Below are 25,457 nucleotides of genomic sequence, written 5' to 3' on the forward strand. Positions count from 1 at the left end.
TTTATAAATCGGCGCACTCCCCTGCCATCATGGCGCAACCCCATAACGGGATTGCAAAGGGCCCCCGCCCTTTGCCCGCCGGAGGCATAAAACCTCCCCCAAAAATCACCCCTTGGTGAAATCAAACCTGATCCGCACCCAGGTCCCGACCTGCGGCTTGCCATCAATGCGCGGCGGCCAGACGAGGAACTGCCACGAGGCACGGCGCAGCCCCCGCGCAAGGCCCGAGCCGAGCGGATATTCGTCCAGTTCCTGGCAGTTCTCGACATGGAAATGGTCGATGGTCTGGCAGGCGATGGTAGCCCATGATCCCGGCGGCGCGTTGGCCCCGGAGAGGAAGGGCCGCAGTTCAGCGTCATTGGGCTCGCGATACCATTGCGCGGCATAGAGGTGGACGCCCTTGGGCCCTTCGCCCGGCCCGGTGGCGGCGGCGCGCGCGGCGGCGGCATTGGCGGCGGCCACGGCCTCGCTGCGGCGGCCGATGGCGCCGATGTCCGAGGCCGCGAAATCATCATGGCTCAGCTTGATATAGTTGGGCGGCGGGGGCGTAGTGGGCGTGGGTTCGGGCGGGCTTGGCACCGGAGTCTTGGGCGGCTCGGCGATTTTGGCCACCTTGGGCGATGACACCTGCTGCTGCTTGGCCTGCGCCTGCTGCTTGCCATCGTCCATCTGGATGGAGACCAGACGCGGCTCGCCCGGCTGCTTGTTCGCCCCGGCCAGTCCAAGGCTGAGCAAGGCAGCGATGAACAGCGCCATGATCGCCACCGACAGGCCAATAGCCGTCGCACGACTGCGCAACCGCGATTGCTGGGCAAAGGAAGGCAGGGCGGCGATGGTGGGACTTTCGGAGCAGGATTCGGGTCGGGGCGCTGTTTCTATGCTTGGGGAAAGCTGTATCCCAGATTTACGAAACCGGCACAGGGGGCGCAAATCCGGCCCCATCGGGCCATTCGCGCCCGGCCAGCCCCAGCACCTTGAACAAGACGCCCATTTGATCGGGCGCGGTCAGCCGGTGATAGGCCGCTTCGGTCTCATCGGGCGCAACCTTGGCCAGCGCGGCGGCGCGCTCGGCCATGCCCAGCGCCATCAGCCACCCGCCCTGCCCGGCGATGCCCATCACGCGCGCGCCTTGCGCCTGTGCCACCTGCGCGGCGGTGACGAAATCGACCAGACAGGTCAGATCCGCCTCGCCGGGCGCTTCAAACGGGTCGACATGGGCATGGGCGCGCAGGGCCTGAAAGGTCGAGCCCATCTGCCTTGGCGCATAGCCATAGTCGATGATCAACGCCGCGCCGCCTTGCGCGGCCAGCCTTGCGCCGATTTCGCCCATCACCGCGCTGGTGGCGGGGCTGGTTTCGACAATCGCGCCTGCCTCGGCCTCGCGCCATGCCTGCGGCACCGCGCTGTCCATCGGCAATCCGCCAGACACGGGCACAAAGCGATCCCCATCCAGCCCGACCATCCGCTCGCGCCAGCCCTGCGGGGTTTTCACCAGTTGGCGCACCGGCAGCGCGTCGAGAAATTCATTGGCCACCAGCAGGATCGGCGCATCCTCGGGCAGGGTCGAGAGATCCTCATGCCACACCGCCTGAGGGAAAGCCTCGGCCTGCGCGCGGCGCAATGCAGGCGAACCTTCGATGAAATGCACCTCAGGCACCAGCCCAAATCGCGCCGCCACGCGCAGGGCATCGCGCGCCAGCGTGCCGCGCCCCGGCCCCGGCTCGGCATAGATCACGCGCGCGGGGGATCCTGCACGCCGCCACACATCGGCCAGCCAGATGCCCACCATCTCGCCAAACATCTGGCTTATTTCGGGCGCGGTGATGAAATCGCCGCCCGCGCCCAGCGGGTCGCGCGTCGAATAATAATGGGCATTGGCCTGCGCCATATAGAGCGCGAGCGGGATCGGCCCCTGCATCGCGATCAGGCGGCGCAGACTGTCCGACAGATCAGCCATCGGCGCCCGACCGCACCGGCACACGCGCCCCCAGCATTGGCCGCGTCAACGCCCGCACGATCATGAACAGGCCCAGGAGGATCATCGGCACGGTCAGCCATTGCCCCATCGACATATGGGTGCGGGCGGCGAAATCCTGCAACTGCTGGTCCGGCTCGCGGAAAAACTCGACGATGAAGCGCGCCAGACCATATCCCAGCGAGAACGTGCCCATCAGCATCCCCGGCCGCCAGCGCGCCCGCGTCAGCCAGAACAGCGCGAACAGCACTGCCCCCAGCGTCAGCCCCTCAAGGCCCGCTTCATAGAGCTGGCTGGGGTGGCGGGCGAAATTGCCGGCCGCCTCGTCGGGAAAAACCATCGCCCAAGGCACGTCCGGCCCGGCCACCCGGCCCCACAATTCGCCATTGATGAAATTGGCAATGCGCCCGAAAAACAGCCCCACCGGCGCGCAGGGCGCGACATAATCCATCACCCGGATAAACGACAGGCCGCCTGCCCGGCACACGCCCCAGACCGCCACCAGCACACCGATCAGCCCGCCGTGAAAACTCATGCCGCCCTCCCACAGGCGCAGCATCTTCAACGGCTCGGTATAGAGCGTGTGGTCATAGAACGTGGCATAGCCCAGACGCCCGCCAAGAATGATGCCCAGCGTGCACCAGAAGAATAGGTCATCGACATGGCGCTGGGCCAGCGGGCTGCCCGGTTGGCGGATCATCCGCGTCATGTGCCAATAGCCGAACACGATGCCCGCCAGATAGGCGAGCGAATAGAAGCGCAGGGTGAAGAAGCCCAGGCTGATGCCCTTTTTCAACCCCAGATCGGCCCAGAAGATCGGCTGTTTCACCGCGCTTGCACCGGCGGACAAAACATCGACGAGAGGCAGCGAGACATGCACAAGGTCGCTCAACATGGGAAACAGGGTCCGTGGCTGGGGCAAAAAGCCCATTTTTTCCTAATCAGCCGCGCGATACAACAAGGCGATGACAGAAGTCACCTTTTTCTGCGTCAAACCTCTGGCGCGGCCATGGCCCCACGGGGTAGAGTGATAAGTGTCGCTTAAGTAGAGATGTTTAGACTTGGCCTGCAAGCCTCCAGTTGAAAGCCGCCGATGAACGCCATTCGCATCCCCAACCAACGCGCGGTGATCGACCGCCGCGCTTTGACCATCGCCATTGCCGATGCGATGGATGCGGCGGGCAACAAGGCCAATGTCGCGCGCCAGCCCATTGTCGAACTGTTGCGGCGGGCGCTGGCCGACGGGCGCGAGGAAATCAACCGCCGCCTGATGGAGCGCCCCGGCGCAGGCCATGATTGCGCCGAGGCGCAGGCCTTCCTGACCGACCAGTTGCTGCGCGTGATCCACGATCATGTGATTTCCGATGTCTATCCTTCGGTCAACCGCAGCACGGGCGAGCGGCTGACGATCATGGCCGTGGGCGGCTATGGCCGGGGCGAGATGGCGCCCCATTCCGATGTCGATGTGGCCTTCATCACGCCGTCCAAGCAGACTCACTGGTGCGAGCAGGTGATCGAGGCCATGCTCTATTTCCTGTGGGATCTGGGGCTGAAAGTCGGCCATTCCAGCCGCAGCCTGGACGATACGGTCCGCATGGCCAAATCGGACATCACGATCTGCACCGCCCTGCTCGAAGGGCGCTATGTCTGGGGCGATCAGGCCCTGTTCGACGAATCGCGCCGCCGCTTCTTCGCCGAAGTGGTCGAGGGCAGCGAGCGCAATTTCGTCACCGAAAAGCTGGCCGAGCGCAATGAGCGGCACAAGAGGCTGGGCGACAGCCGCTATGTGGTCGAACCCAATGTGAAGGAAGGCAAGGGCGGATTGCGCGACCTGCACACGCTCTACTGGATCGGCAAATATCTGCATAAGGTGCGCAGCCCCGCCGAACTGGTCGATGTGGGCCTGCTGACGCAGGATGAATACCGCGCCTTCCGCCGCGCCGAGAGCTTTTTCTGGGCGGTGCGCTGCCATCTCCACACGATCACCAATCGCGCCGAGGACCGGCTGACTTTCGACCTGCAGCGGCAGGTGGCCCAGCGCATGGCCTTTGCCGACCGGCCGGGGAAAAGCGCGGTCGAACGTTTCATGCAATATTTCTTCCTTCAGGCCAAACAGGTGGGCAGCCTGACCGGCGTGTTTCTGGCCCAACTGGAGGAGCAGACCGAGAAGAAGAAGCGCAAGGGCTTCCTTGCCTCGCTGCGCGGGCGGGCGCGCACGATCAAGGGATACAAGGTTTCCCATGGCCGCATTGCCGCGCCATCGGATGACTGGTTCGAGGCCGATCCGGTGCGGCTGCTGGAGATCTTCACGATTGCGGATGCGGAAAGTTTCGAGATCCACCCCGAAACCATGCGCCAGATCGCCCGCGATGCGAAGCTGATCGACGCCGATGTGCGCAAGAATCCGCGCGCCAATGAACTCTTCATGGAATTGCTGACCAGCCGCCATGATCCTGAAACCGTGTTGCGCTGGCTGAACGAGGCAGGCGTGTTCGGTCGCTTCATCCCCGATTTCGGCCGGGTGAACGCCCAGATGCAGTTCGATATGTATCACCACTATACGGTGGACGAACATACGATCCGCGCGATCGGCCTGCTGGCCCGGATCGAGAAGGGCGAACTGGCCGAGGATCACCCGCTGGCCACCGCGATCATCGGCAAGCTGCATCACCGCCGCGCGCTTTATGCCAGCGTGCTGATGCATGACATCGCCAAGGGGCGCGGGGGCGACCATTCGGTGCTGGGCGCGGAAATCGCGCTGCGCCTGTGCCCGCGTCTGGGCATGACCAGCGAGGAGACGGAACTGGTCAGCTGGCTGGTGCGCCAGCATCTGTTGATGAGCGCGACCGCGATGAAGCGCGATCTGGCCGACTGGAAGACGATCACCGATTTCGTGGCCGTGGTGCAGTCGCTCGAACGGCTGCGGCAATTGACGCTGCTCACCATCGTGGACATTCGCGCGGTGGGGCCGGGCGTGTGGAACGGGTGGAAGCGCCAGTTGCTGACCGAACTGTTCTCCAGCGCCGAGGAGCGCCTGCGCCTTGGCCATGTCGAACGCCATCGCGCCGAACGCATCGCGGCCAAGCAAAAGGCCGTGACCGAGCGCATGGGCGCGCTGGGCACGCTGGTGGCGCGCTATGGCAAGCAGTTCACCGATGCCTACTGGATCGCCGAGCCGGACGATGTGATCGCACGCAACCTTGTGCAATTGCACGAGGCCAAAGGCGCCCCCTTGTCGATCACCACCAGCTATGACGAAACCCGCGCGGCCACGCTGGTCATGGTCATCGCCTCGGACCACCCCGGCCTGTTCTATCGCATCGCGGGCGGCATCCACCTGGCCGGCGGCAATATCATCGACGCACGCATCCACACCACGCGCAGCGGCACGGCGGTCGACAATTTCCTCGTGCAGGACCCGCTGGGCCGCCCCTTTTCCGAGGCGGGGCAATTGGAGCGCCTGCAAAAGGCCATCGGCGACGCGCTGGCCAACCGGGTCAAGCTGCTGCCCCAACTCGTGGCCCGGCCCCTGCCCCGCCCGCGTCAGGAAGCCTTCGAGGTGCGCCCCCGCGTCGAATTCGACAATGACGCCTCCAACCGCTTCACCGTGGTCGAAATCTCGGCCCGCGACCGTCCCGCGCTGCTTAACCGACTGGCGCGCGCGCTGTTCGAATCGCGCCTGATCGTCCATTCCGCCCATGTCGCCACCTATGGCGAGCGCGCCGTCGACACCTTCTATGTCACCGACCTGTTCGGCGGAAAGGTCGATGGCGGCGGGCGGCAGAAATCGATCGAGAAGCGTTTGCTGGAGGCGGCGAGTGAAGAGGTCGCGGAGGTGGCGGCTTAGGGTTGAGCCCAAAGTGGTGCCTCCGGCGGGTTAAGGGCGGGGGCCCTTAACAATCCCGGTACTGTCGGCAAGGCGCTGCGAAGGATGCCTTCTGCGTGATTGCCGCGTTTGAAGGATAAAGCCTGCGGCGCTTTTAGCGTAGGCTCACCGCGCTGCAGGCTTGAAAACGATAGCCTATAACCTCGCGTCGCGAACCCGAGCGTAAACCCATTATCGGGATTGCAAAGGGCCCCCGCCCTTTGCCCGCCGGAGGCAAATCTTACCCCTTCAACCGCGCCACAACCTCATCCCGCCCGATCAGCGGCAAGAGAGCGCCCATATCCGGCCCATGCTCCATGCCGGTGATCGCCAGACGCAAGGGCAGGAAGAGCGCCTTTCCCTTGCGTCCGGTGGAGTCCTTGAGTGCCCCGGTCAGCGCGGCCCAAGGCGCACCGGCCCAATCGAGCGAAGCAGCGACCTCGGCGGCTTGGGACAGGAAGGCGCGGGCCTCATCGTCCTGCGCGGGGGCGTGGATCGGCCCCTTGACCACGGCCCACCAATCGGCGGCTTCGGCCACGGTATTGAGATTGGGACGGATCGCCTCCCAAGCTTCCTCGCCCATGCCTTCGGGCAGGCGGTCGGCCACTTTGGCGAAGGGCATACGGTGGATGACCTGGGCATTCAAACGCGCCAGTTCGGCCTCGTCAAAACGGGCGGGTGCGCGACCAAAGCGCGAAAGGTCGAAAGTCTGGCAAAGCTGCTCGACCGAAAGCGAGGCGTCGACCGGATCGCTGGTGCCAAGGCGGGCCAGCAGGCTGATGATCGCTTCCGGCTCGATGCCCTGTTCGCGCAATTCGGCCACGCCCAGCGAACCCAGGCGCTTCGACAGCTTGCCCTCGGACCCGGTCAGCAGCGCGCTGTGGGCAAAGGCGGGCACGGGCGCGCCAAGGGCGGTGAACATCTGCACCTGCGTCGCGGTGTTCGACACATGATCCTCGCCGCGCAGGATCTGCGTGACGCCCATGTCAATATCGTCGATCACCGAGGGCAGCATATAAAGCCACGATCCGTCGGCGCGGCGGATAACGGGATCAGACATGGTGGCCGGGTCGAAATGCTGCGCGCCGCGCACGCCGTCCTCCCAGGCAATCGGCTCGTCGCGGTCCAGCAGGAAACGCCAATGGGGCGCCTCGCCCGCCGCCGCCTTCGCCTCATGATCGGCCTCGGTCAGAGCCAGCGCCGCGCGATCATAAATCGGCGGCAACCCGCGCGAGAGCAGCACCTTGCGCTTGAGATCCAGTTCCTGCGCCGTTTCATAGCAACGATAGACGCGCCCGGCCTCCATCAGCTTGGCAAACTCGCGCTCATACAGGGCGAAACGGGCCGACTGGCGCTCCTCCCCCTCAATATTCAGTCCCAGCCAGGCCAGATCGGCACGAATGCCCTCGACATATTCCTCTCGGCTGCGCGCGCCATCCGTATCATCAATGCGCAGCAGAAACTTGCCTCCGCTCCTTTGCGCCAACATCCAGTTGTGCAGCGCGGTGCGGATATTGCCGATGTGAAGCATCCCTGTGGGGCTGGGGGCGAAGCGGGTTACGGTGGTCATGGGGGGGCTATAATCGGGATAGGGGGGGGAGGAAAGAGAGAGATGCCTCCGGCGGGCAAAGGGCGGGGGCCCTTTGCAATCCCGATACTTGTCAGCGTTGGGTTATGAATTCAGCCGTAGGTGCCGGATGGAACGCTTGAATTTTAAAGCCTGCGGCGCTTTTGGCGTGAGTTCGCCGCGCCGCAGGCTTGTGAAACCATAGCAGCTAACGCAACGCCTCAATCCCGCACAACCCCATTAACGGGATTGCAAAGGGCACCCGCCCTTTGCCCGCCGGAGGCACCTTAACCCCTTAAAGAGATCAAGCCGTCCGAAACGCCTGCGTAATCGGATAACGCCGATCCCGCCCGAAATTGCGCGACCCCAGCTTGACCCCCGGAGGCGCCTGCCGCCTTTTATACTCGGCCAGATGGAGCAGGCGCTCGATCCGGCTGACGGTGGCCCGGTCGAAACCTTCGCTCACCAATTGCTCGACCGACTTTTCATGCTCGACCAGACCGAGCAGGATCGCGTCCAGCACGTCATAGGGCGGCAGCGAGTCCGAATCCTTTTGGTCCGGGCGCAATTCAGCGCTGGGCGGCTTGGCGATGATATTGTCGGGCATCACCGGACCGTCAGGGCCAAGGGCGATGCGCGGGCGGTGCTTGTTGCGCCATTTCGACAGCGCAAACACTGTCATTTTATAGGCGTCTTTCAGTGGGTTATAGCCACCGTTCATATCGCCATAGATCGTGGCGTAACCCACGCTCATCTCGCTCTTGTTGCCGGTGGTCAGCAGCATCGGGCCGAATTTGTTCGACAGCGCCATCAGCGTCACGCCCCGGATGCGGCTCTGGATATTCTCCTCGGCCAGATCGGGCGCGCGGCCCGCAAAGGGGCTGGCGAGCATTTCTTCAAACGCTTTGACGGCCGGGACGATCGGCACCGTGTCATATTTCACGCCAAGCATATGCGCGCATTCGGTCGCGTCGATCAGGCTCTCGGTGCTGGTATAGCGGCTGGGCAGCATCACGCACCACACACGGTCCGCGCCCAACGCATCGACCGCAATCGCCGCGCACAGCGCCGAATCGATCCCGCCCGACAGACCCAGCACCACGCCGGGAAACTTGTTGCGGTTCACATAATCGCGCAGCGCCAGCACCATGGCGCAATAGACATCCTCGGGATGCTCAGCCTGCGGCTCGATCTCGCCCCGGTCGCAGCGCCAGCCCTTGGCGGTCTTGGTCCAGCGGGTCAGAACCTCCTGCTCCTCCCAGTCCTTCATCTGGACCGCAAGGCTGCCATCGCCATTGACCACGAAACTGGCCCCGTCGAACACCAGCTCATCCTGCCCGCCCACGCGGTTCAGATAGGCCAGCGGCACCCCCGCCGCCGAGGCGCGGCGCTTGGCCACGCCATCGATGCGCAGCGTGTCCTTGTCGATCTCATAAGGGCTGCCGTTGGGGCACAGAAAAATCTCGGCCCCGAAATCGGCCAGGTGGCGACAGACATTGGGGTGCCAAATGTCCTCGCAGATCGGCACGCCGATCATGGTGCCGCGAAAGATGATCGGCTCAGGCAAGGGGCCGGGTTGAAACAGGCGCATCTCGTCAAACGTGCCGTAATTAGGCAGCTCATGCTTGAAACGGATCGCCGCCACCTTGCCCTGATCCAGCAAGGCCACGCCATTATGCAGCGCCCCATCGGCCACGAACACGCTGCCCACCAGCATCGCCGGGCCGCCCGCCGCCGTGGTCTGGGCCATCTTCTGCAACTCGGCCGTCGCGCGCTCGACAAGGCTGGGCTTCAAGACCAGATCCTCGGGCGGATAGCCGACCAACTGCAATTCGGGGAAAGCGATCAAATCCGCCCCCGCCTCTTTCGCACGGTCGCGCGCGGCCAGCATGCCCGCGGCATTGCCGGACAAATCGCCAACGGACTGGTTCAACTGGGCGAGGGTGATTTTCAACGTATCGGGCATGGACGCAGGTTTAGGAGGGGTTTGCGCGAATGGGAAGGGTGCAAGAGGGTTTTGTTTCATGCCTCCGGCGGGTTAAGGGCGGGGTGATGGATGCCTCCGGCGGGCAAAGGGTCTCGACCCTTTGCAATCCCATTACTGTCTTCGTGGCGTTTTGAACGCGGCCTTGCGCGTGATGGCGGCGTTTGGATAATAAAGCCTGCGGCGCTTTTAGCGTGAGTTCGCCGCGCCGCAGGCTTGAAAACGATAGCCTATAACCTCGCGTCGCGAACCCGAGCGCAACCCCATTATCGGGATTGCAAAGGGCCCCCGCCCTTTGCCCGCCGGAGGCAAAACCCTAGCCCTCCCAAAACAACAAAAAACCCCGCCGGATCGCTCCAGCGGGGTCTTTCTGTGTTTTCAGCCCGGCAAAGGCGAGAGGATTATTCCTCGCCCTTGTTCAGGTATTCTCCGGCATCGGCGTCGAGGCCGTGGGTTTCCCCTTCCATCGGCGCCAGCGGATCGACCAGACCAGCAGCCTCAGGCCCCTGAGCCAGTTCGGCCGCGTGCTCTTCGGCCGCCGTTGCCGGAGCGATCAGGTGCTCCTGCAGCTTGCGATAGGAAGCGCGCAGCGCAGCATCGCGGCTGGAGGCGGCCACGCGGATGCGGTTCATGCCCGCGCCGGTACCGGCGGGGATGAGACGGCCCACGATGACGTTTTCCTTCAGACCGATCAGGCTGTCCTTCTTGCCTTCGACCGCCGCCTGCGTGAGCACGCGGGTGGTTTCCTGGAAGGACGCCGCCGAGATGAACGAACGCGTCTGGAGCGAAGCCTTGGTGATGCCCAGCAGCACCGGCTTGCCTTCGGCAGGACGCTGGCCTTCGGTCAGCTTGCCGTTGGTTTCCAGCATTTCTTCCAGATCGACCTGCTCGCCTGGCAGCAGCGTGGTGTCGCCACCAAACGTGATCTCAACCTTTTGCAGCATCTGGCGAACGATCACCTCGATGTGCTTGTCGTTGATCTTCACGCCCTGCAAGCGATAGACTTCCTGAATTTCCGCGACGAGATATTCGGCCAGAGCCTCGATCCCCATCACTTCCAGAATGTCATGCGGGTTGGGCGAGCCCGAGATCAGGTTGTCGCCCTTCTTGACCCAGTCCCCTTCCTGAACGTCGATCACCTTGCTCTTGGGGATCAGGTATTCGACGGGTTCGCCTTCCTGCGGCACAATGGCGATCTTGCGCTTCGCCTTGTAATCGCGGACAAATTCAATGCGGCCAGCGATCTTGGCGATCACCGCATTGTCCTTGGGAATGCGCGCTTCGAACAGTTCGGCCACACGCGGCAGACCGCCGGTGATGTCGCGGGTCTTGGCGGCTTCGCGCGAAGCACGCGCGATAACGTCGCCCGATTCCACGAACTGACCGTCTTCGACCGAAAGCGTCGTGCCCGGCGCCAGCATATAGCGTGCCGCCTCGCCCGAACCTTCGTCCAGCAGGGTCAGACGGGGACGCAGGTCCTCCTTCTTGCCACGGCTGGTTGAGCGGTTTTCGGTGATGATGCGCTGGGTCATACCCGTCGCTTCGTCCACCTGCTCGGTCAGCGTGCGACCGTCGATCAGGTCCTGATACTTCACGCTGCCCGACTTTTCGGTGATGATCGGCGTGGTGAACGGATCCCATTCGGCCAGACGTTCGCCCTGCTTCACAGTCGCGCCGCTCTTGTGGAGCAGATGCGTACCATAAGGCACACGGTGCATGGCGCGCTCGCGGCCATCGGTGTCGATCAGCGCGATTTCGCCATTACGGGCCAGCGAGAGCAGACGCCCGCGCTTGTCCACGATGGTCGGAATGTCGCGATATTCGACGTGACCGTCGCACAACGCTTCAAGGTTCGACTGTTCGTTCACCTGCGCCGCGCCACCGATGTGGAACGTACGCATGGTCAGCTGCGTGCCGGGTTCACCGATCGACTGGGCGGCGATAACACCGACCGCTTCACCGATGTTGACCGGCGTACCGCGCGCAAGGTCGCGGCCATAGCAGGTGCCGCAAACGCCCTGAGTCGCCTCGCAAACCAGCGGCGAGCGGATGCGCGCCGACTGGATGCCATGCGATTCGATCAGCGCCACCGCCGGTTCGTCCAGCAGCGTGCCCTTGGCCACGATCACCGAGCCGTCCTTGGCAAGGATATCATCGGCCAGAGTACGACCGAGGATACGCTCGCCCAGCGAGGCGATGGTGCTGCCGCCCTGAACGATCGCGCGCATTTCCAGAGCGCGTTCGGTGCCGCAGTCATTGATGATGACCACGCAGTCCTGCGACACGTCGACCAGACGGCGGGTCAGGTAACCCGAGTTTGCCGTCTTGAGCGCGGTGTCCGCCAGACCCTTACGGGCGCCGTGGGTCGAGTTGAAGTATTCAAGAACGGTCAGACCTTCCTTGAAGTTCGAGATGATCGGCGTTTCGATAATCTCGCCCGACGGCTTGGCCATCAGACCGCGCATACCGGCCAGCTGCTTCATCTGGGTCGGCGAACCACGCGCGCCCGAGTGGCTCATCATGTAGATCGCGTTGATCGGCTTCTGACGGCCGGTCTCGGGGTCCACAGGGCTGGATTTCAGCTCTTCCATCATGGCCGCGGCCACCTGATCGCCGCAACGGCTCCAGGCGTCGATGACCTTGTTGTACTTTTCCTGCTGCGTGATCAGACCGTCCTGATACTGCTGCTCATAATCCGCGACCAGTTCCTTGGTCTCGGCAACCAGCGCATCCTTGCTGTCGGGGATGATCATGTCATCCTTGCCGAAGGAGATGCCCGCCTTGAACGCGTGGCGGAAGCCAAGGCTCATGATGGCGTCGGCGAACAGGACAGTGTCCTTCTGGCCGGTGTGACGATAGACCTCGTCGATCACGTCGCCCACGTCCTTCTTGGTCAGAAGGCGGTTGACCACGTCGAAGGGCACCTTGTGGCTCTTGGGCAGGCATTCGCCGATCAGCATACGGCCCGGAGTCGTTTCGAAACGCTTCAAGTACGTCTTGCCGTCTTCGTCGGTCTGCGGAACGCGGGCGATGACCTTCGAGTGCAGCGTGACGGCCTTGGCCTCCAGCGCCTGATGCACTTCGGCCATATCGGCCAGCAGCATACCCTCGCCCGGCTCGCCTGCGCGGTCCATCGAGAGGTAATAGATGCCCAGCACCATGTCCTGCGAAGGCACGATGATCGGCTTGCCGTTTGCGGGCGAGAGGATGTTGTTGGTCGACATCATCAGCACGCGCGCTTCCAACTGGGCCTCAAGGCTCAGCGGAACGTGGACGGCCATCTGGTCACCGTCGAAGTCGGCGTTGAAGGCCGAGCAGACCAGCGGGTGAAGCTGGATCGCCTTACCCTCGATCAGAACGGGTTCAAACGCCTGAATGCCCAGACGGTGCAGCGTGGGCGCACGGTTGAGCATGACGGGGTGTTCACGGATCACCTCGTCCAGGATGTCCCAGACTTCCTTGCGTTCCTTTTCCACCCACTTCTTGGCCTGCTTCAGGGTCATCGACAGACCCTTGGCATCCAGACGAGCGTAGATGAACGGCTTGAACAGTTCGAGCGCCATCTTCTTGGGCAGGCCGCACTGATGCAGCTTGAGTTCGGGACCGGTCACGATGACCGAACGGCCCGAATAGTCGACGCGCTTGCCGAGCAGGTTCTGACGGAAGCGGCCCTGCTTGCCCTTGAGCATGTCGGACAGCGACTTGAGAGGACGCTTGTTGGCACCCGTGATGACGCGGCCACGGCGACCGTTGTCGAACAGGGCGTCAACGGCTTCCTGCAACATGCGCTTTTCGTTGCGCACGATGATGTCGGGCGCGCGCAGTTCAATGAGGCGCTTCAGACGGTTGTTACGGTTGATGACGCGACGATAGAGGTCGTTCAAGTCCGAGGTGGCAAAGCGGCCACCGTCCAGCGGCACCAGCGGGCGCAGATCCGGCGGAATGACCGGCACCACGTCGAGGATCATCCATTCGGGGCGGTTGCCCGAATCGATGAAGGATTCCACGACCTTCAGGCGCTTGATGATCTTCTTCGGCTTCAGTTCCGACTTGGTCTCGGCCAGTTCCTTGAGAAGGTCTTCCTTCTCCTGAACCATGTCGAGGCTCATCAGCATGTGCTTGACCGCCTCGGCGCCGATGCCGGCGCTGAACGCGTCTTCGCCATACTCGTCCTGATAGTCGAGCAGCTCGTCTTCGGTCAGCAACTGGTACTTTTCAAGCGGGGTCAGGCCCGGCTCGATCACCACATAGGATTCAAAGTACAGGATGCGTTCGAGCTGCTTCAACTGCATGTCGAGCAGCAGGCCGATGCGCGAAGGCAGCGACTTGAGGAACCAGATATGCGCGACCGGCGCGGCCAGTTCGATATGGCCCATGCGCTCGCGGCGCACCTTGGTCACGGTCACTTCGACGCCGCACTTTTCGCAGACGACGCCCTTGTACTTCATGCGCTTATACTTACCGCAAAGGCACTCATAGTCCTTCACGGGGCCGAAGATACGCGCGCAGAACAGGCCGTCACGCTCGGGCTTGAACGTGCGATAGTTGATCGTTTCCGGCTTCTTGATCTCGCCGAAGGACCAGCTGCGGATGCGCTCGGGCGAGGCCAGACCGATCTGGATCTGGTCGAAGGTTTCCGGCTTCGCCATCTGATTGGTAAATTTGGTCAGGTCGTTCATATGTCGTCCCTCTAAGGGGTCAAATCTCTGGGGCGATGGGCGGGCGGCCGGTCAAGGCCGCCCGATCCCCTCACTCCGCCGCGTCGGCCAGATCGTCGCCATCCTCGTCAGTCAACGAAGACAGTTCGACATTCAGGCCCAGCGAGCGCATTTCCTTGACGAGCACGTTGAAGCTTTCGGGGATACCGGCCTCGAACGTGTCGTCGCCCTTGACGATGGCTTCATACACCTTGGTGCGGCCCACCACGTCGTCCGACTTGACGGTGAGCATTTCCTGAAGCGTGTAAGCCGCGCCGTAAGCCTGCAGCGCCCACACTTCCATTTCACCAAAGCGCTGACCACCGAACTGCGCCTTACCGCCCAGCGGCTGCTGGGTGACGAGGCTGTAGGGCCCGATCGAACGCGCGTGGATCTTGTCGTCAACAAGGTGGTGCAGCTTGAGCACATACTTCATGCCCACGGTCACCTTGCGGTCGAACGCCTCGCCGGTGCGGCCGTCGAACAGGGTCACCTGACCCGATTCATCCAGCCCGGCCTTGCGCAGCATGTCGGTCACATCCTTTTCCACCGCGCCGTCGAACACCGGCGAACCCATCGGCACGCCGTTGCGCACGCTCTGGGCCAGCTCGACGATTTCCTGATCGCTGCGCTCTTCCAGCTCGGCGGTGTAGTTGTCGCCATAGATGTCCTTGAGCAATTCGCGCACCGCTTCGGGGGCTTCGCCCGCCTGCGGGTTCGGATTGGCCTCGCGCCATGCGTCCAGAGCAGCACCGATCTTGCGACCCAGACCGCGCGCGGCCCAGCCCAGATGGGTTTCGAAGATCTGACCCACGTTCATACGCGAAGGCACACCCAGCGGGTTCAGCACGAAGTCCACCGGCGTACCGTCTTCCAGGAAGGGCATGTCTTCCTGCGGCAGGATGCGGCTGATGATACCCTTGTTGCCGTGACGGCCGGCCATCTTGTCGCCCGGCTGCAGCTTGCGCTTCACCGCCACGAACACCTTGACCATCTTGAGGACGCCCGGGGCCAGCTCGTCGCCGCGTTCCAGCTTTTCCTTACGATCTTCGAACTTCTCGACGATCGCCTTGATGGCCGTGTCATACTGCGCCTTGGTCGCTTCCAGCTGCTGCTGGCGCGCATCGTCGGCCACGGCGAACTTCCACCATTCGTAGCGCTCGACCTCGGCCAGCACTTCCTCGGTGATCTCGATGCCCTTCTTCAGCCCCTTGGGCGCGGCCGCGGCCACCTGGCCGAGCAGCATGTCCTTGAGACGGTTGAAGGTGGCGCGGTTCAGAATCGCGCGCTCGTCCTCACGGTCCTTGGCGAGGCGTTCGATTTCCTCGTTCTGGATCGCGCGGGTACGGTCGTCGATTTCGATACCGTGACGGTTGAAGACGCGCACGTCGACAATCGTACCGGCAACGCCCGGCGGCAGACGCAGCGAGGTGTCGCGCACGTCGCTGGCCTTTTCACCGAAGATCGCGCGCAGCAGCTTTTCTTCCGGCGTCATCGGGCTTTCGCCCTTGGGCGTGATCTTGCCGACCAGGATGTCACCGGGGTGCACCTCGGCGCCGATATAGACGATGCCCGCTTCGTCGAGATTGCGCAGCGATTCCTCGCCCACATTCGGGATGTCGCGGGTGATGTCTTCAGGCCCAAGCTTGGTGTCGCGGGCCATGACTTCAAATTCCTCGATGTGGATCGAGGTAAAGACGTCTTCCTTCACGATGCGTTCGCTGATCAGGATGGAGTCTTCGTAATTGTAGCCATTCCAGGGCATGAACGCGACCAGCACGTTGCGGCCCAGCGCCAGTTCGCCCAGCTCGGTCGAGGGACCGTCGGCAATGATATCGCCCTTTTCGACGCTGTCGCCCACCTTCACCAGCGGACGCTGGTTGATGCAGGTCGACTGGTTCGAACGCTCGAACTTCTGCAGCGTGTAGATGTCCACGCCCGACTTGCCCGGCTCGATATCGCCCGACACGCGGATCACGATACGGGTGGCGTCCACCTGATCGACGATACCGGCGCGCGAGGCAGCAATCGCGGCGCCCGAATCGCGCGCCACGGTTTCTTCCATGCCCGTGCCGACGAAAGGCGCATCGGCCTTCACCAGCGGCACAGCCTGACGCTGCATGTTCGAGCCCATGAGCGCGCGGTTGGCGTCGTCATTTTCCAGGAAGGGAATAAGCGAGGCGGCAACCGACACGAGCTGCTTGGGCGAAACGTCCATCAGCGTGATCGTTTCGCGCGGCGCCATCACGAATTCGCCGTTCTGACGGGCCGAAACCAGTTCTTCGACGAAAGAGCCATCCGCGTTGGTTTCGGCCGAAGCCTGCGCCACCGTGTGCTTCTGCTCTTCCATCGCCGAGAGGTAGACCACGTCCTTGGTCACCTTGCCGTCGATCACCTTGCGGTACGGGGTTTCGATGAAACCGTACTTGTTGACGCGCGCAAAGGTCGAGAGCGAGTTGATCAGACCGATGTTCGGGCCTTCCGGCGTTTCAATCGGGCAGATACGGCCATAGTGGGTCGGGTGAACGTCGCGGACTTCAAAGCCTGCGCGCTCACGCGTCAGACCGCCCGGCCCGAGCGCCGAAACGCGGCGCTTGTGCGTCACTTCGGACAGCGGGTTGGTCTGGTCCATGAACTGCGAGAGCTGCGAGGAGCCGAAGAACTCACGCACCGCGGCCACGGCGGGCTTGGCGTTGATGAGGTCGTTGGGCATCACGGTCGAGACGTCAACCGAGCTCATGCGCTCCTTGACGGCGCGCTCCATGCGCAGCAGGCCGACGCGATACTGGTTTTCCAGCAGCTCGCCCACCGAACGGACGCGGCGGTTGCCGAGGTTGTCGATGTCATCGACTTCGCCCTTGCCGTCCTTCAGGTTCACCAGCTCCTTGACGACGGCCATGATGTCGTCGGTGCGCAGCGTGGTGATCGTGTCGTCGCATTCCAGGCCAAGACGCATGTTCAGCTTGACGCGGCCCACGGCCGAGAGGTCATAGCGGTCAGCGTCAAAGAACAGGCCGGCAAACAGCGCTTCGGCGGTTTCGCGCGTCGGCGGTTCGCCGGGGCGCATCACGCGATAGATATCGGCCAGAGCGTGATCGCGATCCTCGGCCTTGTCAGCCTTGAGCGTGTTGCGGATCCACGGACCGGTCGACACATGGTCGATGTCGAGCAGTTCGAAAGCGTCAATCCCGGCAGCGTCGAGCGCGGCCAGATTTTCCGCCGTCACCTCTTCGCCGGCCTCGATATAGATGCGGCCGGTCGATTCGTTGATGACGTCATTGGCGCTGTAACGGCCAAAGATTTCCTCGGTTGGGATCAGCAGATCCTTGAGGCCGTCCTTTTCCGCCTTGTTGGCAGCACGCGGGCTGATCTTGGTGCCCGCTGCAAAGACCACTTCGCCGCTGGCAGCATCGACGATGTCGAAAGCGGGCTTGGCGCCGCGCCATGCTTCGGCAACATAGGGGATCTTCCAGCCGCCGCTCGCGCGGTTCCAGACGATCGTCTGATAGAAGTAGTGCAGGATCTCTTCGTCGTTCAGACCCAGCGCATGCAGCAGCGCCGTGACGGGCAGCTTGCGCTTGCGGTCGATACGGACGTTGACGATGTCCTTGGCGTCAAATTCAAAGTCCAGCCACGAACCGCGATACGGGATCACACGGGCGGCGAACAGGAACTTGCCCGAGGAATGCGTCTTGCCGCGGTCATGGTCGAACAGAACGCCCGGCGAACGGTGCATCTGCGACACGATCACGCGCTCGGTGCCGTTGATGACGAAGGTGCCGTTCTCGGTCATGAGCGGCATGTCGCCCATGTACACGTCCTGCTCCTTGATATCGAGCACCGACCGGGTCTCGGTCTCGGCGTCGACTTCAAACACGATCAGGCGCAGCGTGACCTTCATCGGAGCGGCATAGGTGATCCCGCGCTGACGACATTCGGTGATGTCGTACTTGGGCTCTTCCAGCTCGTAATGCACAAAGTCCAGCTCGCTGGTGCCGGCAAAGTCGCGGATCGGGAACACCGAACGCAGCGTCTTTTCCAGACCCGAGACGTAACCCACGGCGGGGTTCGAGCGCAGGAACTGCTCATAGGATTCGCGCTGAACCTGAATCAGGTTCGGCATCTGCGTCACTTCGTGAATATCACCGAAGATCTTGCGGATCCGGCGCTTGGCCGAAGCGCGGGAGATGGGCTGGGTTGCCATAGGGCTTGACTTTGCCTCTTTCGTTGGTGGCGCAGCGGATCTTTTTCGCGGAAAAAAGAGCCGTTAAGCCGGAAAATAATGCCATGCGCGGGGTAAATGGCGGCACCGTCAAACGCACAAAAGGCCGCTGGCGAATCACCCCATATCAAGGATGAAGGCCCGCAGCCTCTGGCGTCAGATGCAAACCATCGCCTCCTTTCGTGGATGACCCCCGCGCTGGACCGCCCTTGCTCGAAGCGATGGAACCGGCGGGCATTAGGCGTGTGGGGGCGGTTTGTCAATTGTCGGAGGAATAAGGTTTGCCTCCGGCGGGCAAAGGGTCTCGACCCTTTGCAATCCCGTTATGGGGGTGCCAAGTTTGCAAGGTGGTGCCATGCTCCATGGGTCATAATGCCTGCGGCGCGGCAAACTCACGTCAAAAGCGCCGCAGGCTCTAAAATTCCCAACGCCGCGTCCGACACCAAAGGCCGAACCCCTAACGCCACGCCGACAATATCGGGATTGCAAAGGGCCCGCCCTTTGCCCGCCGGAGGCAAAAGCCCCTAAAACCCTACCCCCGCAAATCCTCAATCATCAACCCGGCGGTCGCCTTCGCGCTGCCCACAACGCCGGGGATCCCCGCCCCCGGATGCGTCCCCGCGCCCACGAGGTAAAGGTTAGGGATCACATCATCGCGGTTATGCCCACGGAACCAGGCGCTCTGCGTCAGGATCGGTTCGAGACTGAAGGCGCTGCCCATATAGGCGGAGAGGTCGGTTTCGAAATCGGTGGGGGCATAGTGGAACTTGGTCGCCACCCGGTCATGGATATCGGGGATCAGGCGACGGCCCACTTCGTCAAGGATGCGCTGTTCGAGGATCGGCCCCACCTGATCCCAATCCACCGCCAACTTGCCGCGATGGGCGACCGGCACCAGCGCATAAAACGTGCTGCGCCCCTCGGGCGCCATGGAAGGATCGGAGGCGGTGGGATGGTGCAGATAGATCGAGAAATCGCGCGGCAGCACGCCATTGTCGAAAATATCCTCCAGCAGCCCCTTATAGCGCGGCCCGAACAGGATCATGTGGTGGGGGATATGGGGGAATTGCCCCTCCAGCCCGAAATGGACGACGAACAGGCTGGGCGACCAGCGCTTGCGCGCCAGCGAGCGGGCATATTCCACCCCGCGCGGCGTATCGCCCAACAGATCGCGATAGGTGTGCATCAGGTCGCCATTGCTGGCCACGGCATCGAAGCGTTCGCGCCACCCGCTCTTGGTTTCCACCTCATGCGCGCGATTGCCGATGGTGTGAATCCGAACCGCTCCATCGCCCAGCCGCACCGTCCCGCCCAGCCGTTCAAACAGCGCGACCATGCCCGAAACCAGCCGATTGGTGCCGCCCCGCGCCCACCACACGCCGCCATCCTTTTCCAGCTTGTGGATCAGCGCATAGATGCTGCTGGTGGCCATCGGATTGCCGCCCACCAGCAGCGTATGGAACGAGAGCGCCTCGCGCAGCTTTTCCGACTGAACAAAACCGGCGACGCGCGAATAGACGCTGCGCCACGCCTGATGCTTCATCAGCGCGGGGGCGGCCTTGATCATGCTCTTGAAGTCAAGGAAAGGCACATGGCCCAGCTTGACATAGCCCTCGCGATAGACCTCGCCCGCGAAATCGAGAAATTGCTGATAGCCCGCCAGATCGCCCGGCGCCACGCGATTGATCTCGCTGCGCAATTTGGCTTCATCGTTGGAATAGTCGAAATGGCTACCATCGGTCCATTGCAGGCGATAGAAAGGCATCACCGGCATCAGATCGACATCGCTTGCCATGTCCTGCCCCGTCAGGCCCCACAGCTCGGACAGGCAGGACGGATCGGTGATGACCGTGGGGCCCGCGTCGAACGTATGCCCTTCGCGCTCCCACACATAAGCGCGCCCGCCCGGACGCTCGCGCGCCTCGACCAGCGTCGTGGCGATCCCGGCGGATTGCAGGCGGATGGCCAGAGCCAGCCCGCCAAATCCCGCGCCAATCACACAGGCCTTTTTCATGCGTCCTCGGTTTCCCCGGCAAAGGCCGGTATCGTTGTATCCTGAGAAAGGCGCCCAGGCGCCCCCAGATCGGCCAGTTCACGCCCTCGCCCGACCAGACAGGCCAGAGCCGCCATCAAAGGCACCGGCGGCCGCCCGACCAGCAGGCGGACGCGATCCGCCCATGTCGATTGCCCGGCATAGAAGCGTTCGATCAGCCTGTCGCCCAGACGATAGAAACGGGCGAACACCCGGTGCCGCTTGTCGGGCCGCGCCGCGCCGAACAGCATCCGCGCCAGCAGGCGATAGAAGCCGCCCGCGCGCCAATGGGCCCGCGCATAATCCTCGACCGCCCCGGCGATCGCATCGCCCGACATATCGGGCATGTCGGCAATCATCGTCGCCACGCGCACCGCCGTGGGCAGCGAATAGCCGGTCAGGGGATGAAACAGTCCCCCCGCCACGCCGATCCGCGCCACGCCATGCATGCCCTCGATCAGCGCATGGGGCTCGCCCTCGGCCACCACCGGCAACACGCCCTGCTCCTCGTCCAGCACCTCGACAATGGTCCAGCTGCGGCTCTTGGCATAGGCCTCGATGCGCTCGCGCAGGGTGGGGGCGTCGATGTCAGGCGTGTCGGAATAATAGGTGTCCTCGATAAACACCGTGTCATCCGAAAAGGGCAGGACATAGACAAAGCGGAACCCGTCATGTTGCGACCGGTTGCCGTCCATGATGATGGGGGCGCTCAGGCCATGGGGCGCGCTGGTGCGCACCATCTGGCCCAGAAATTTCTGCCACCCGCCGCGCAGGCCGGGAAAGGCCGCCGCGCCGCGCGCGTCGATCACCGCCCCCGCGCGAAACTGCCGCCCGTCGGCCAGCGTGAAACCGCGCCGGTCAAAGGCGGTCACCGTGGCCCCGGTAAGGATCGAGCCTGTGGGCAGCGCCTCGCGCAGGACCGCATCGAAACGGGCGCTGGAAATGGTGCGATAGGGATTGCCCAGATGGCGGCGGTTGCCGGAAAAACGCACGCTGTGGCTGCCCCATTTGCCCACCACCAAGGGTTTGAGCAACCAGCGCGCGGCCACCGGAATGTCGCTGAGGAAGAAGGACCAGAAATGGTGCCCCCCCAGCTTCTCCTCCCGCTCGACCAGCAGGATGCGCAGATCGGGCCGCCGCGCCGCCAGAGCCAGCGCTACCAGCCCGCCCGCCAATCCGCCCCCGAGGATGGCAATATCCGTGTCATTTCCCGCCATGGCCCCAAGTCTATGTTAGCAACCGCTTTCCGGCAACCGACCATAAGGGCAAATCCGTGAGAAATTTCACGGCGGCAAAACCGGCCCTCAGCGCGCTTGCCAAGGCCTTCGCCTTCGCATAACCTGCCATGCATATCCCCGGGGAGCCATGTGGCTGAGAGGTGGGCCTAACGCCCCACGACCCGCTGAACCTGAACCCGTTAATCCGGGCGTAGGGAGGGAAGCGTCTGTCGGCCCGGTATGGTGCCCCCCGCTCCTCCTCTCCTGACGCCGCAGAATATGAAGGCGAGATAAAAACGAAAAAACAGGAGAAGGTATGCAAGAAGCTGGAGATCCGACTGCATGGAGCGCCCTCATTCTTGGTCTGGCCGCGCTGGCCGCAGGAGCAGGGGCACTTAGGCAACCGGGAGTTTGGCAAACCATGATCGGCGAGGTGGAAGGCTCGCCCGCCCTACAATTCCTGTGCGGAATGCTCGAATTGCTGGTGGGCAGTCTGGTCTATCTGGCCAACCCATGGATACCGCATGACCTTCTCACCTGCATCATCAAGGCATTGGGCGGACTGATGATGGCCGAAAGCCTGGCCATCTTGTTCGCCTGTGATCTTTATACCCAGATGTGGCTGAAAACCCTTGGCAATTTTCACAAGGGCTGGGCCGGCATCACCACTCTCATCGGGCTGGCTTTGACCGTGATCGGCATGGCCCGCTTCGGATAAACAGCAGAAAGCACTCCATGGCCGACATCAACTCCCCCCTTGAAATTGGCGTTACCACCGGCGCGATCCGTGGCTCGAAAAAGATCTACGTCCCCTCGCCCAGCCATCCCGAAATCAAGGTTGCCATGCGCGAAATCGCGCTGGAGTCGTCGGCCAACGAACCGGCCGTGCGGGTCTATGACACGTCCGGCCCCTATACCGATCCCAATGCCACGATCGACATTGCCGCAGGCCTTGCGCCGCTGCGCCGCGAATGGATCCTGGCGCGCGGCGATGTCGAGGAATATGACGCCCGCGCGGTCAAGCCCGAGGACAATGGCCTGAAGGGGCCTGATCGCAGCGGCGGCGTTCCCGCCTTCCCGGCGGTCAACCCCCGCCCCCTGCGCGCCAAGGCGGGTGCCAATGTATCGCAGATGCACTATGCCCGTCGCGGCATCGTCACCCCTGAAATGGAATATGTGGCCCAGCGCGAAAACCTTGGCCGCGCGATCCTGAAGGAAAAGCTGGAGCGGGATGGTGAAAGCTGGGGCGCGGAAATCCCCGATTTCGTCACCGGCGAATTCGTGCGGTCCGAAGTGGCGCGGGGCCGCGCGATCATCCCGTCGAACATCAACCACCCCGAATCCGAACCCATGGCGATCGGCCGCAATTTCCTGGTCAAGATCAACGCCAATATCGGCAACTCGGCCGTAGCCTCGGACGTGGCATCCGAAGTCGACAAGATGGTCTGGGCCATCCGCCACGGCGCCGACACGGTGATGGACCTGTCCACGGGCCGCAACATCCATGACACGCGCGAATGGATCCTGCGCAACAGCCCCGTTCCCATCGGCACCGTGCCGATCTATCAGGCGCTGGAAAAGGTGGGCGGCATTGCCGAGGACCTGAACTGGGAAATCTTCCGCGACACGCTGATCGAACAGGCCGAACAGGGCGTCGACTATTTCACCATCCACGCGGGCGTGCGCCTGCCCTATATCCCGCTGACCGCCAAGCGCGTGACGGGGATCGTGTCGCGCGGCGGCTCGATCATGGCCAAGTGGTGTCTGGCCCATCACAAGGAATCGTTCCTTTACGAGCGTTTCGACGAAATCACCGAGATCATGAAGGCCTATGACGTGGCCTACTCGCTGGGCGACGGTCTGCGCCCCGGCTCGATTGCCGATGCCAATGACGAGGCGCAGTTTGCCGAACTCTACACCCTTGGCGAGCTGACCAAGCGCGCGTGGGAGCAGGACGTTCAGGTGATGATCGAAGGCCCCGGCCATGTGCCGATGCACAAGATCAAGGAGAACATGGACAAGCAGCTCGCCGCATGCGGTGAAGCTCCGTTCTACACGCTCGGGCCGCTCGTCACCGACATCGCGCCCGGTTATGACCACATCACCAGCGGCATTGGCGCGGCGATGATCGGTTGGTTCGGCACGGCGATGCTCTGCTATGTCACGCCCAAGGAGCACCTTGGCCTGCCCGACCGCGATGACGTCAAGGTTGGTGTCGTCACCTACAAGCTGGCCGCCCACGCAGCCGACCTTGCCAAGGGCCACCCGGCGGCCAAGCTGCGCGACGATGCCCTGTCGCGCGCACGCTTCGAATTCCGCTGGCGCGATCAGTTCAACCTGTCGCTCGACCCGGACACCGCCGAGCAGTATCACGACCAGACCCTGCCCGCAGAAGGGGCCAAGACCGCCCACTTCTGCTCGATGTGCGGACCGAAATTCTGCTCAATGAAGATCACGCAGGAAGTGCGCGACTTTGCCGCCAAGCAGAACGCGCCGATTGAGACGTTTGCCGCCGCCGAGGATGCCGAGGCCGGCATGGCCCAGATGAGCGAGAAGTATAAGGAAGCGGGCGATCTCTACATTCCGGCTGCGGAATAAAGGTTCGTTTGGAATGGATGAAAGGGTCGAGGGCCGGGGCGGCTCTCGGCCCTTTTGTTTTGTGTGGCGCGCCTGTTTGTTTTGCCTCCGGCGGGCAAGCCTGCTTCCGCCCCAAAACGCCCCTTCCCTAAACTCGAAAAATCGCGCAGCGGTAAACCCCATGCACAACCCGACCGCCGACCTTGCCATCCGCCTTGCGCGCGCCAACTTCAACCGTGCGCTGGCGCAGAGCGACCTGAATGCCATCAGCGCTATTCTTGCCCCGCATGTGACGCTGATTACGGGCACGGACAGCGCGCTGCTGAACGGGCGCAAGGCGCAACTGCTGGCATGGAAGCGTGAATTTGCCGCCCCTGCTGCACTGCGCACCACCTATGTGCGAACCACTGAGGCGATTATTGCAAGCGAGGTTGAACCAATCGCGATGGAACAGGGCGCCTGGCAGGGCGTCGATGCCGGTGGCAAGGTGCAGGCCTCGGGCACGTATGCGGCGAAATGGCGCAATCTTGCGGCCAATGCCACGCAATCGCGCTGGGTCCTGGAAGCCGAGATTTTCGTGACGCTGAAATGATCGGCCTGCCAGCGCGGCCAGTCAACCAAGCCCGTCATAAAAAATCATAAAATTTGCCAATGTGGCCATTTCATTCATGGATTTGTCAGATGCGGCCTGCCATATCCACCACGCGGCCTGGCTGGCTCTTATAGAAGAGGCTACCAACCCGGCTGGGCCGCAACTCTCTCACAAACGCACATGCAAAAGGGCGGCCGGAAGTGATCTTCCAGCCGCCCATTGTGCTTTTCCGCACGTATCTCAGCATTCAGAGAGGATCGGCCCTGTTGGGACCAATCGCTTACTGGCCTTCGACAACGTCCTTGTTGTCGAGGTGCTGGACTTCGTGCATGTCAAAGTTGACCGGAGCGCGGTTGAAAGTGCCCGACACGCCGTTCTTGGTCACCTTCAGTTCGAAAGGCACCTTGCCGTTATAGGCCGAGCCCTTGAGAACCTTGACGCCGTTCTGCACTTCCGAAGTGTAGGTGTAGGTCACGCCCTGATAGGTGAAGCTCTGCTTGGGGGCTTCTTCAGCGAAAGCAACGGTGGGCAGAAGAGCGAAAGCAGCGGCGGCGATAACAGTCTTGATCATGGCAATATCCCCTATTTGGTTAGGAACAATTGCCTCGAAGCACCCTTTATGTTGTTGAAGCCCGTCTAACGTGAATGGTGGGAATGTAGCAATTGCATTCACCAACGATATGATTGCATTTTTCGCAACCATTCCAAACCATACGCTTGGAAAATCTC

15 protein-coding genes and 1 riboswitch are annotated in these 25,457 nt (G+C 62.8%); of the genes, 5 read left to right on the top strand and 10 right to left on the bottom strand.

The window, feature by feature from the left end; all coding sequences use genetic code 11:
* Positions 1 to 105 precede the first annotated feature (105 nt).
* The 3 genes from FHW92_RS09855 to lgt form a co-directional block, all read right to left on the bottom strand.
* Complete coding sequence (locus FHW92_RS09855) at positions 106 to 798, bottom strand: hypothetical protein (protein ID WP_168603092.1); 693 nt, start codon at positions 796 to 798, stop codon at positions 106 to 108.
* Between the two features lie 106 nt (positions 799 to 904).
* Positions 905 to 1,957 carry an SAM-dependent methyltransferase gene (locus tag FHW92_RS09860; RefSeq protein ID WP_168603093.1) on the bottom strand — a complete coding sequence of 351 codons (1,053 nt, stop codon included), beginning with the start codon at positions 1,955 to 1,957 and terminating at the stop codon, positions 905 to 907.
* Positions 1,950 to 2,870, bottom strand: coding sequence for a prolipoprotein diacylglyceryl transferase (gene lgt, locus FHW92_RS09865; protein WP_168603094.1), 921 nt, complete (start codon positions 2,868 to 2,870; stop codon positions 1,950 to 1,952). The genes FHW92_RS09860 and lgt overlap by 8 nt, the downstream gene beginning before the upstream one ends.
* 198 nt (positions 2,871 to 3,068) lie before the next feature.
* Here lgt and FHW92_RS09870 point away from each other — a divergent pair, with 198 nt between their 5' ends.
* A complete protein-coding gene (locus FHW92_RS09870) occupies positions 3,069 to 5,822 on the top strand; it encodes a [protein-PII] uridylyltransferase (protein WP_168603095.1) in 2,754 nt (917 codons plus the stop codon).
* A 259-nt stretch (positions 5,823 to 6,081) separates the two neighbouring features.
* Here the strand turns inward: FHW92_RS09870 and gltX are convergent, their stop codons facing one another.
* The 4 genes from gltX to rpoB form a co-directional block, all read right to left on the bottom strand.
* Positions 6,082 to 7,410, bottom strand: a complete 1,329-nt coding sequence (gene gltX, locus FHW92_RS09875) for a glutamate--tRNA ligase (RefSeq protein ID WP_168603096.1) — start codon at positions 7,408 to 7,410, stop codon at positions 6,082 to 6,084.
* Between the two features lie 301 nt (positions 7,411 to 7,711).
* Entirely contained in the window at positions 7,712 to 9,373 is a 1,662-nt protein-coding gene (locus FHW92_RS09880) for an NAD+ synthase (protein WP_168603097.1), read from the bottom strand.
* Positions 9,374 to 9,792: 419 nt separating this feature from the next.
* Positions 9,793 to 14,070: a DNA-directed RNA polymerase subunit beta' gene (rpoC, locus tag FHW92_RS09885; RefSeq protein ID WP_168603098.1), complete on the bottom strand. Its 4,278-nt coding sequence runs from the start codon at positions 14,068 to 14,070 to the stop codon at positions 9,793 to 9,795.
* 70 nt (positions 14,071 to 14,140) lie between these two features.
* On the bottom strand, positions 14,141 to 18,292 hold the full coding sequence (gene rpoB, locus FHW92_RS09890) for a DNA-directed RNA polymerase subunit beta (protein ID WP_168603099.1): 4,152 nt from the start codon (positions 18,290 to 18,292) through the stop codon (positions 14,141 to 14,143).
* Positions 18,293 to 18,297: 5 nt separating this feature from the next.
* Between rpoB and FHW92_RS09895 the strand changes: the two genes are divergently transcribed.
* A complete protein-coding gene (locus FHW92_RS09895; protein ID WP_168603100.1) occupies positions 18,298 to 18,447 on the top strand; it encodes a hypothetical protein in 150 nt (49 codons plus the stop codon).
* Between the two features lie 395 nt (positions 18,448 to 18,842).
* Here the strand turns inward: FHW92_RS09895 and FHW92_RS09900 are convergent, their stop codons facing one another.
* Together FHW92_RS09900 and crtY are read right to left on the bottom strand one after the other, a co-directional pair.
* On the bottom strand, positions 18,843 to 20,324 hold the full coding sequence (locus tag FHW92_RS09900) for a phytoene desaturase (RefSeq protein ID WP_168603101.1): 1,482 nt from the start codon (positions 20,322 to 20,324) through the stop codon (positions 18,843 to 18,845).
* A complete protein-coding gene (gene crtY, locus FHW92_RS09905) occupies positions 20,321 to 21,559 on the bottom strand; it encodes a lycopene beta-cyclase CrtY (RefSeq protein ID WP_168603102.1) in 1,239 nt (412 codons plus the stop codon). Before crtY ends, FHW92_RS09900 begins: the two co-directional genes overlap by 4 nt.
* A gap of 129 nt (positions 21,560 to 21,688) precedes the next feature.
* Positions 21,689 to 21,794: riboswitch (TPP riboswitch) on the top strand.
* 186 nt (positions 21,795 to 21,980) lie between these two features.
* On the opposite strand from crtY, the gene FHW92_RS09910 reads away from it, so the two are divergent.
* The 3 genes from FHW92_RS09910 to FHW92_RS09920 all read left to right on the top strand — a co-directional run bounded on the left by FHW92_RS09910 (position 21,981) and on the right by FHW92_RS09920 (position 24,728).
* Entirely contained in the window at positions 21,981 to 22,277 is a 297-nt protein-coding gene (locus FHW92_RS09910) for a hypothetical protein (protein ID WP_246870047.1), read from the top strand.
* Positions 22,278 to 22,294: 17 nt separating this feature from the next.
* A complete protein-coding gene (gene thiC / locus FHW92_RS09915; protein WP_168603104.1) occupies positions 22,295 to 24,157 on the top strand; it encodes a phosphomethylpyrimidine synthase ThiC in 1,863 nt (620 codons plus the stop codon).
* A gap of 160 nt (positions 24,158 to 24,317) precedes the next feature.
* Positions 24,318 to 24,728, top strand: a complete 411-nt coding sequence (locus FHW92_RS09920; RefSeq protein WP_168603105.1) for a DUF4440 domain-containing protein — start codon at positions 24,318 to 24,320, stop codon at positions 24,726 to 24,728.
* Between the two features lie 280 nt (positions 24,729 to 25,008).
* On the opposite strand, the gene FHW92_RS09925 is transcribed toward FHW92_RS09920, so the two are convergent.
* On the bottom strand, positions 25,009 to 25,299 hold the full coding sequence (locus FHW92_RS09925; protein ID WP_168603106.1) for a hypothetical protein: 291 nt from the start codon (positions 25,297 to 25,299) through the stop codon (positions 25,009 to 25,011).
* Positions 25,300 to 25,457: the final 158 nt, after the last annotated feature.

The sequence above is a fragment of the Novosphingobium sp. SG707 genome, assembly GCF_012275515.1.
Taxonomy (GTDB): domain Bacteria; phylum Pseudomonadota; class Alphaproteobacteria; order Sphingomonadales; family Sphingomonadaceae; genus Novosphingobium.

Excerpts from the sequence above, each read along its gene's own strand:
- FHW92_RS09910 (WP_246870047.1), top strand. The coding sequence starts at position 21,981 with ATGATCGGCGAGGTGGAAGGCTCGCCCGCCCTACAATTCCTGTGCGGA.
- FHW92_RS09860 (WP_168603093.1), bottom strand. The coding sequence starts at position 1,957 with ATGGCTGATCTGTCGGACAGTCTGCGCCGCCTGATCGCGATGCAGGGG.
- rpoC (WP_168603098.1), bottom strand. The coding sequence starts at position 14,070 with ATGAACGACCTGACCAAATTTACCAATCAGATGGCGAAGCCGGAAACC.
- lgt (WP_168603094.1), bottom strand. The coding sequence starts at position 2,870 with ATGTTGAGCGACCTTGTGCATGTCTCGCTGCCTCTCGTCGATGTTTTG.
- gltX (WP_168603096.1), bottom strand. The coding sequence starts at position 7,410 with ATGACCACCGTAACCCGCTTCGCCCCCAGCCCCACAGGGATGCTTCAC.
- FHW92_RS09925 (WP_168603106.1), bottom strand. The coding sequence starts at position 25,299 with ATGATCAAGACTGTTATCGCCGCCGCTGCTTTCGCTCTTCTGCCCACC.
- crtY (WP_168603102.1), bottom strand. The coding sequence starts at position 21,559 with ATGGCGGGAAATGACACGGATATTGCCATCCTCGGGGGCGGATTGGCG.
- rpoB (WP_168603099.1), bottom strand. The coding sequence starts at position 18,292 with ATGGCAACCCAGCCCATCTCCCGCGCTTCGGCCAAGCGCCGGATCCGC.
- FHW92_RS09920 (WP_168603105.1), top strand. The coding sequence starts at position 24,318 with ATGCACAACCCGACCGCCGACCTTGCCATCCGCCTTGCGCGCGCCAAC.
- FHW92_RS09900 (WP_168603101.1), bottom strand. The coding sequence starts at position 20,324 with ATGAAAAAGGCCTGTGTGATTGGCGCGGGATTTGGCGGGCTGGCTCTG.
- FHW92_RS09880 (WP_168603097.1), bottom strand. The coding sequence starts at position 9,373 with ATGCCCGATACGTTGAAAATCACCCTCGCCCAGTTGAACCAGTCCGTT.
- FHW92_RS09870 (WP_168603095.1), top strand. The coding sequence starts at position 3,069 with ATGAACGCCATTCGCATCCCCAACCAACGCGCGGTGATCGACCGCCGC.
- thiC (WP_168603104.1), top strand. The coding sequence starts at position 22,295 with ATGGCCGACATCAACTCCCCCCTTGAAATTGGCGTTACCACCGGCGCG.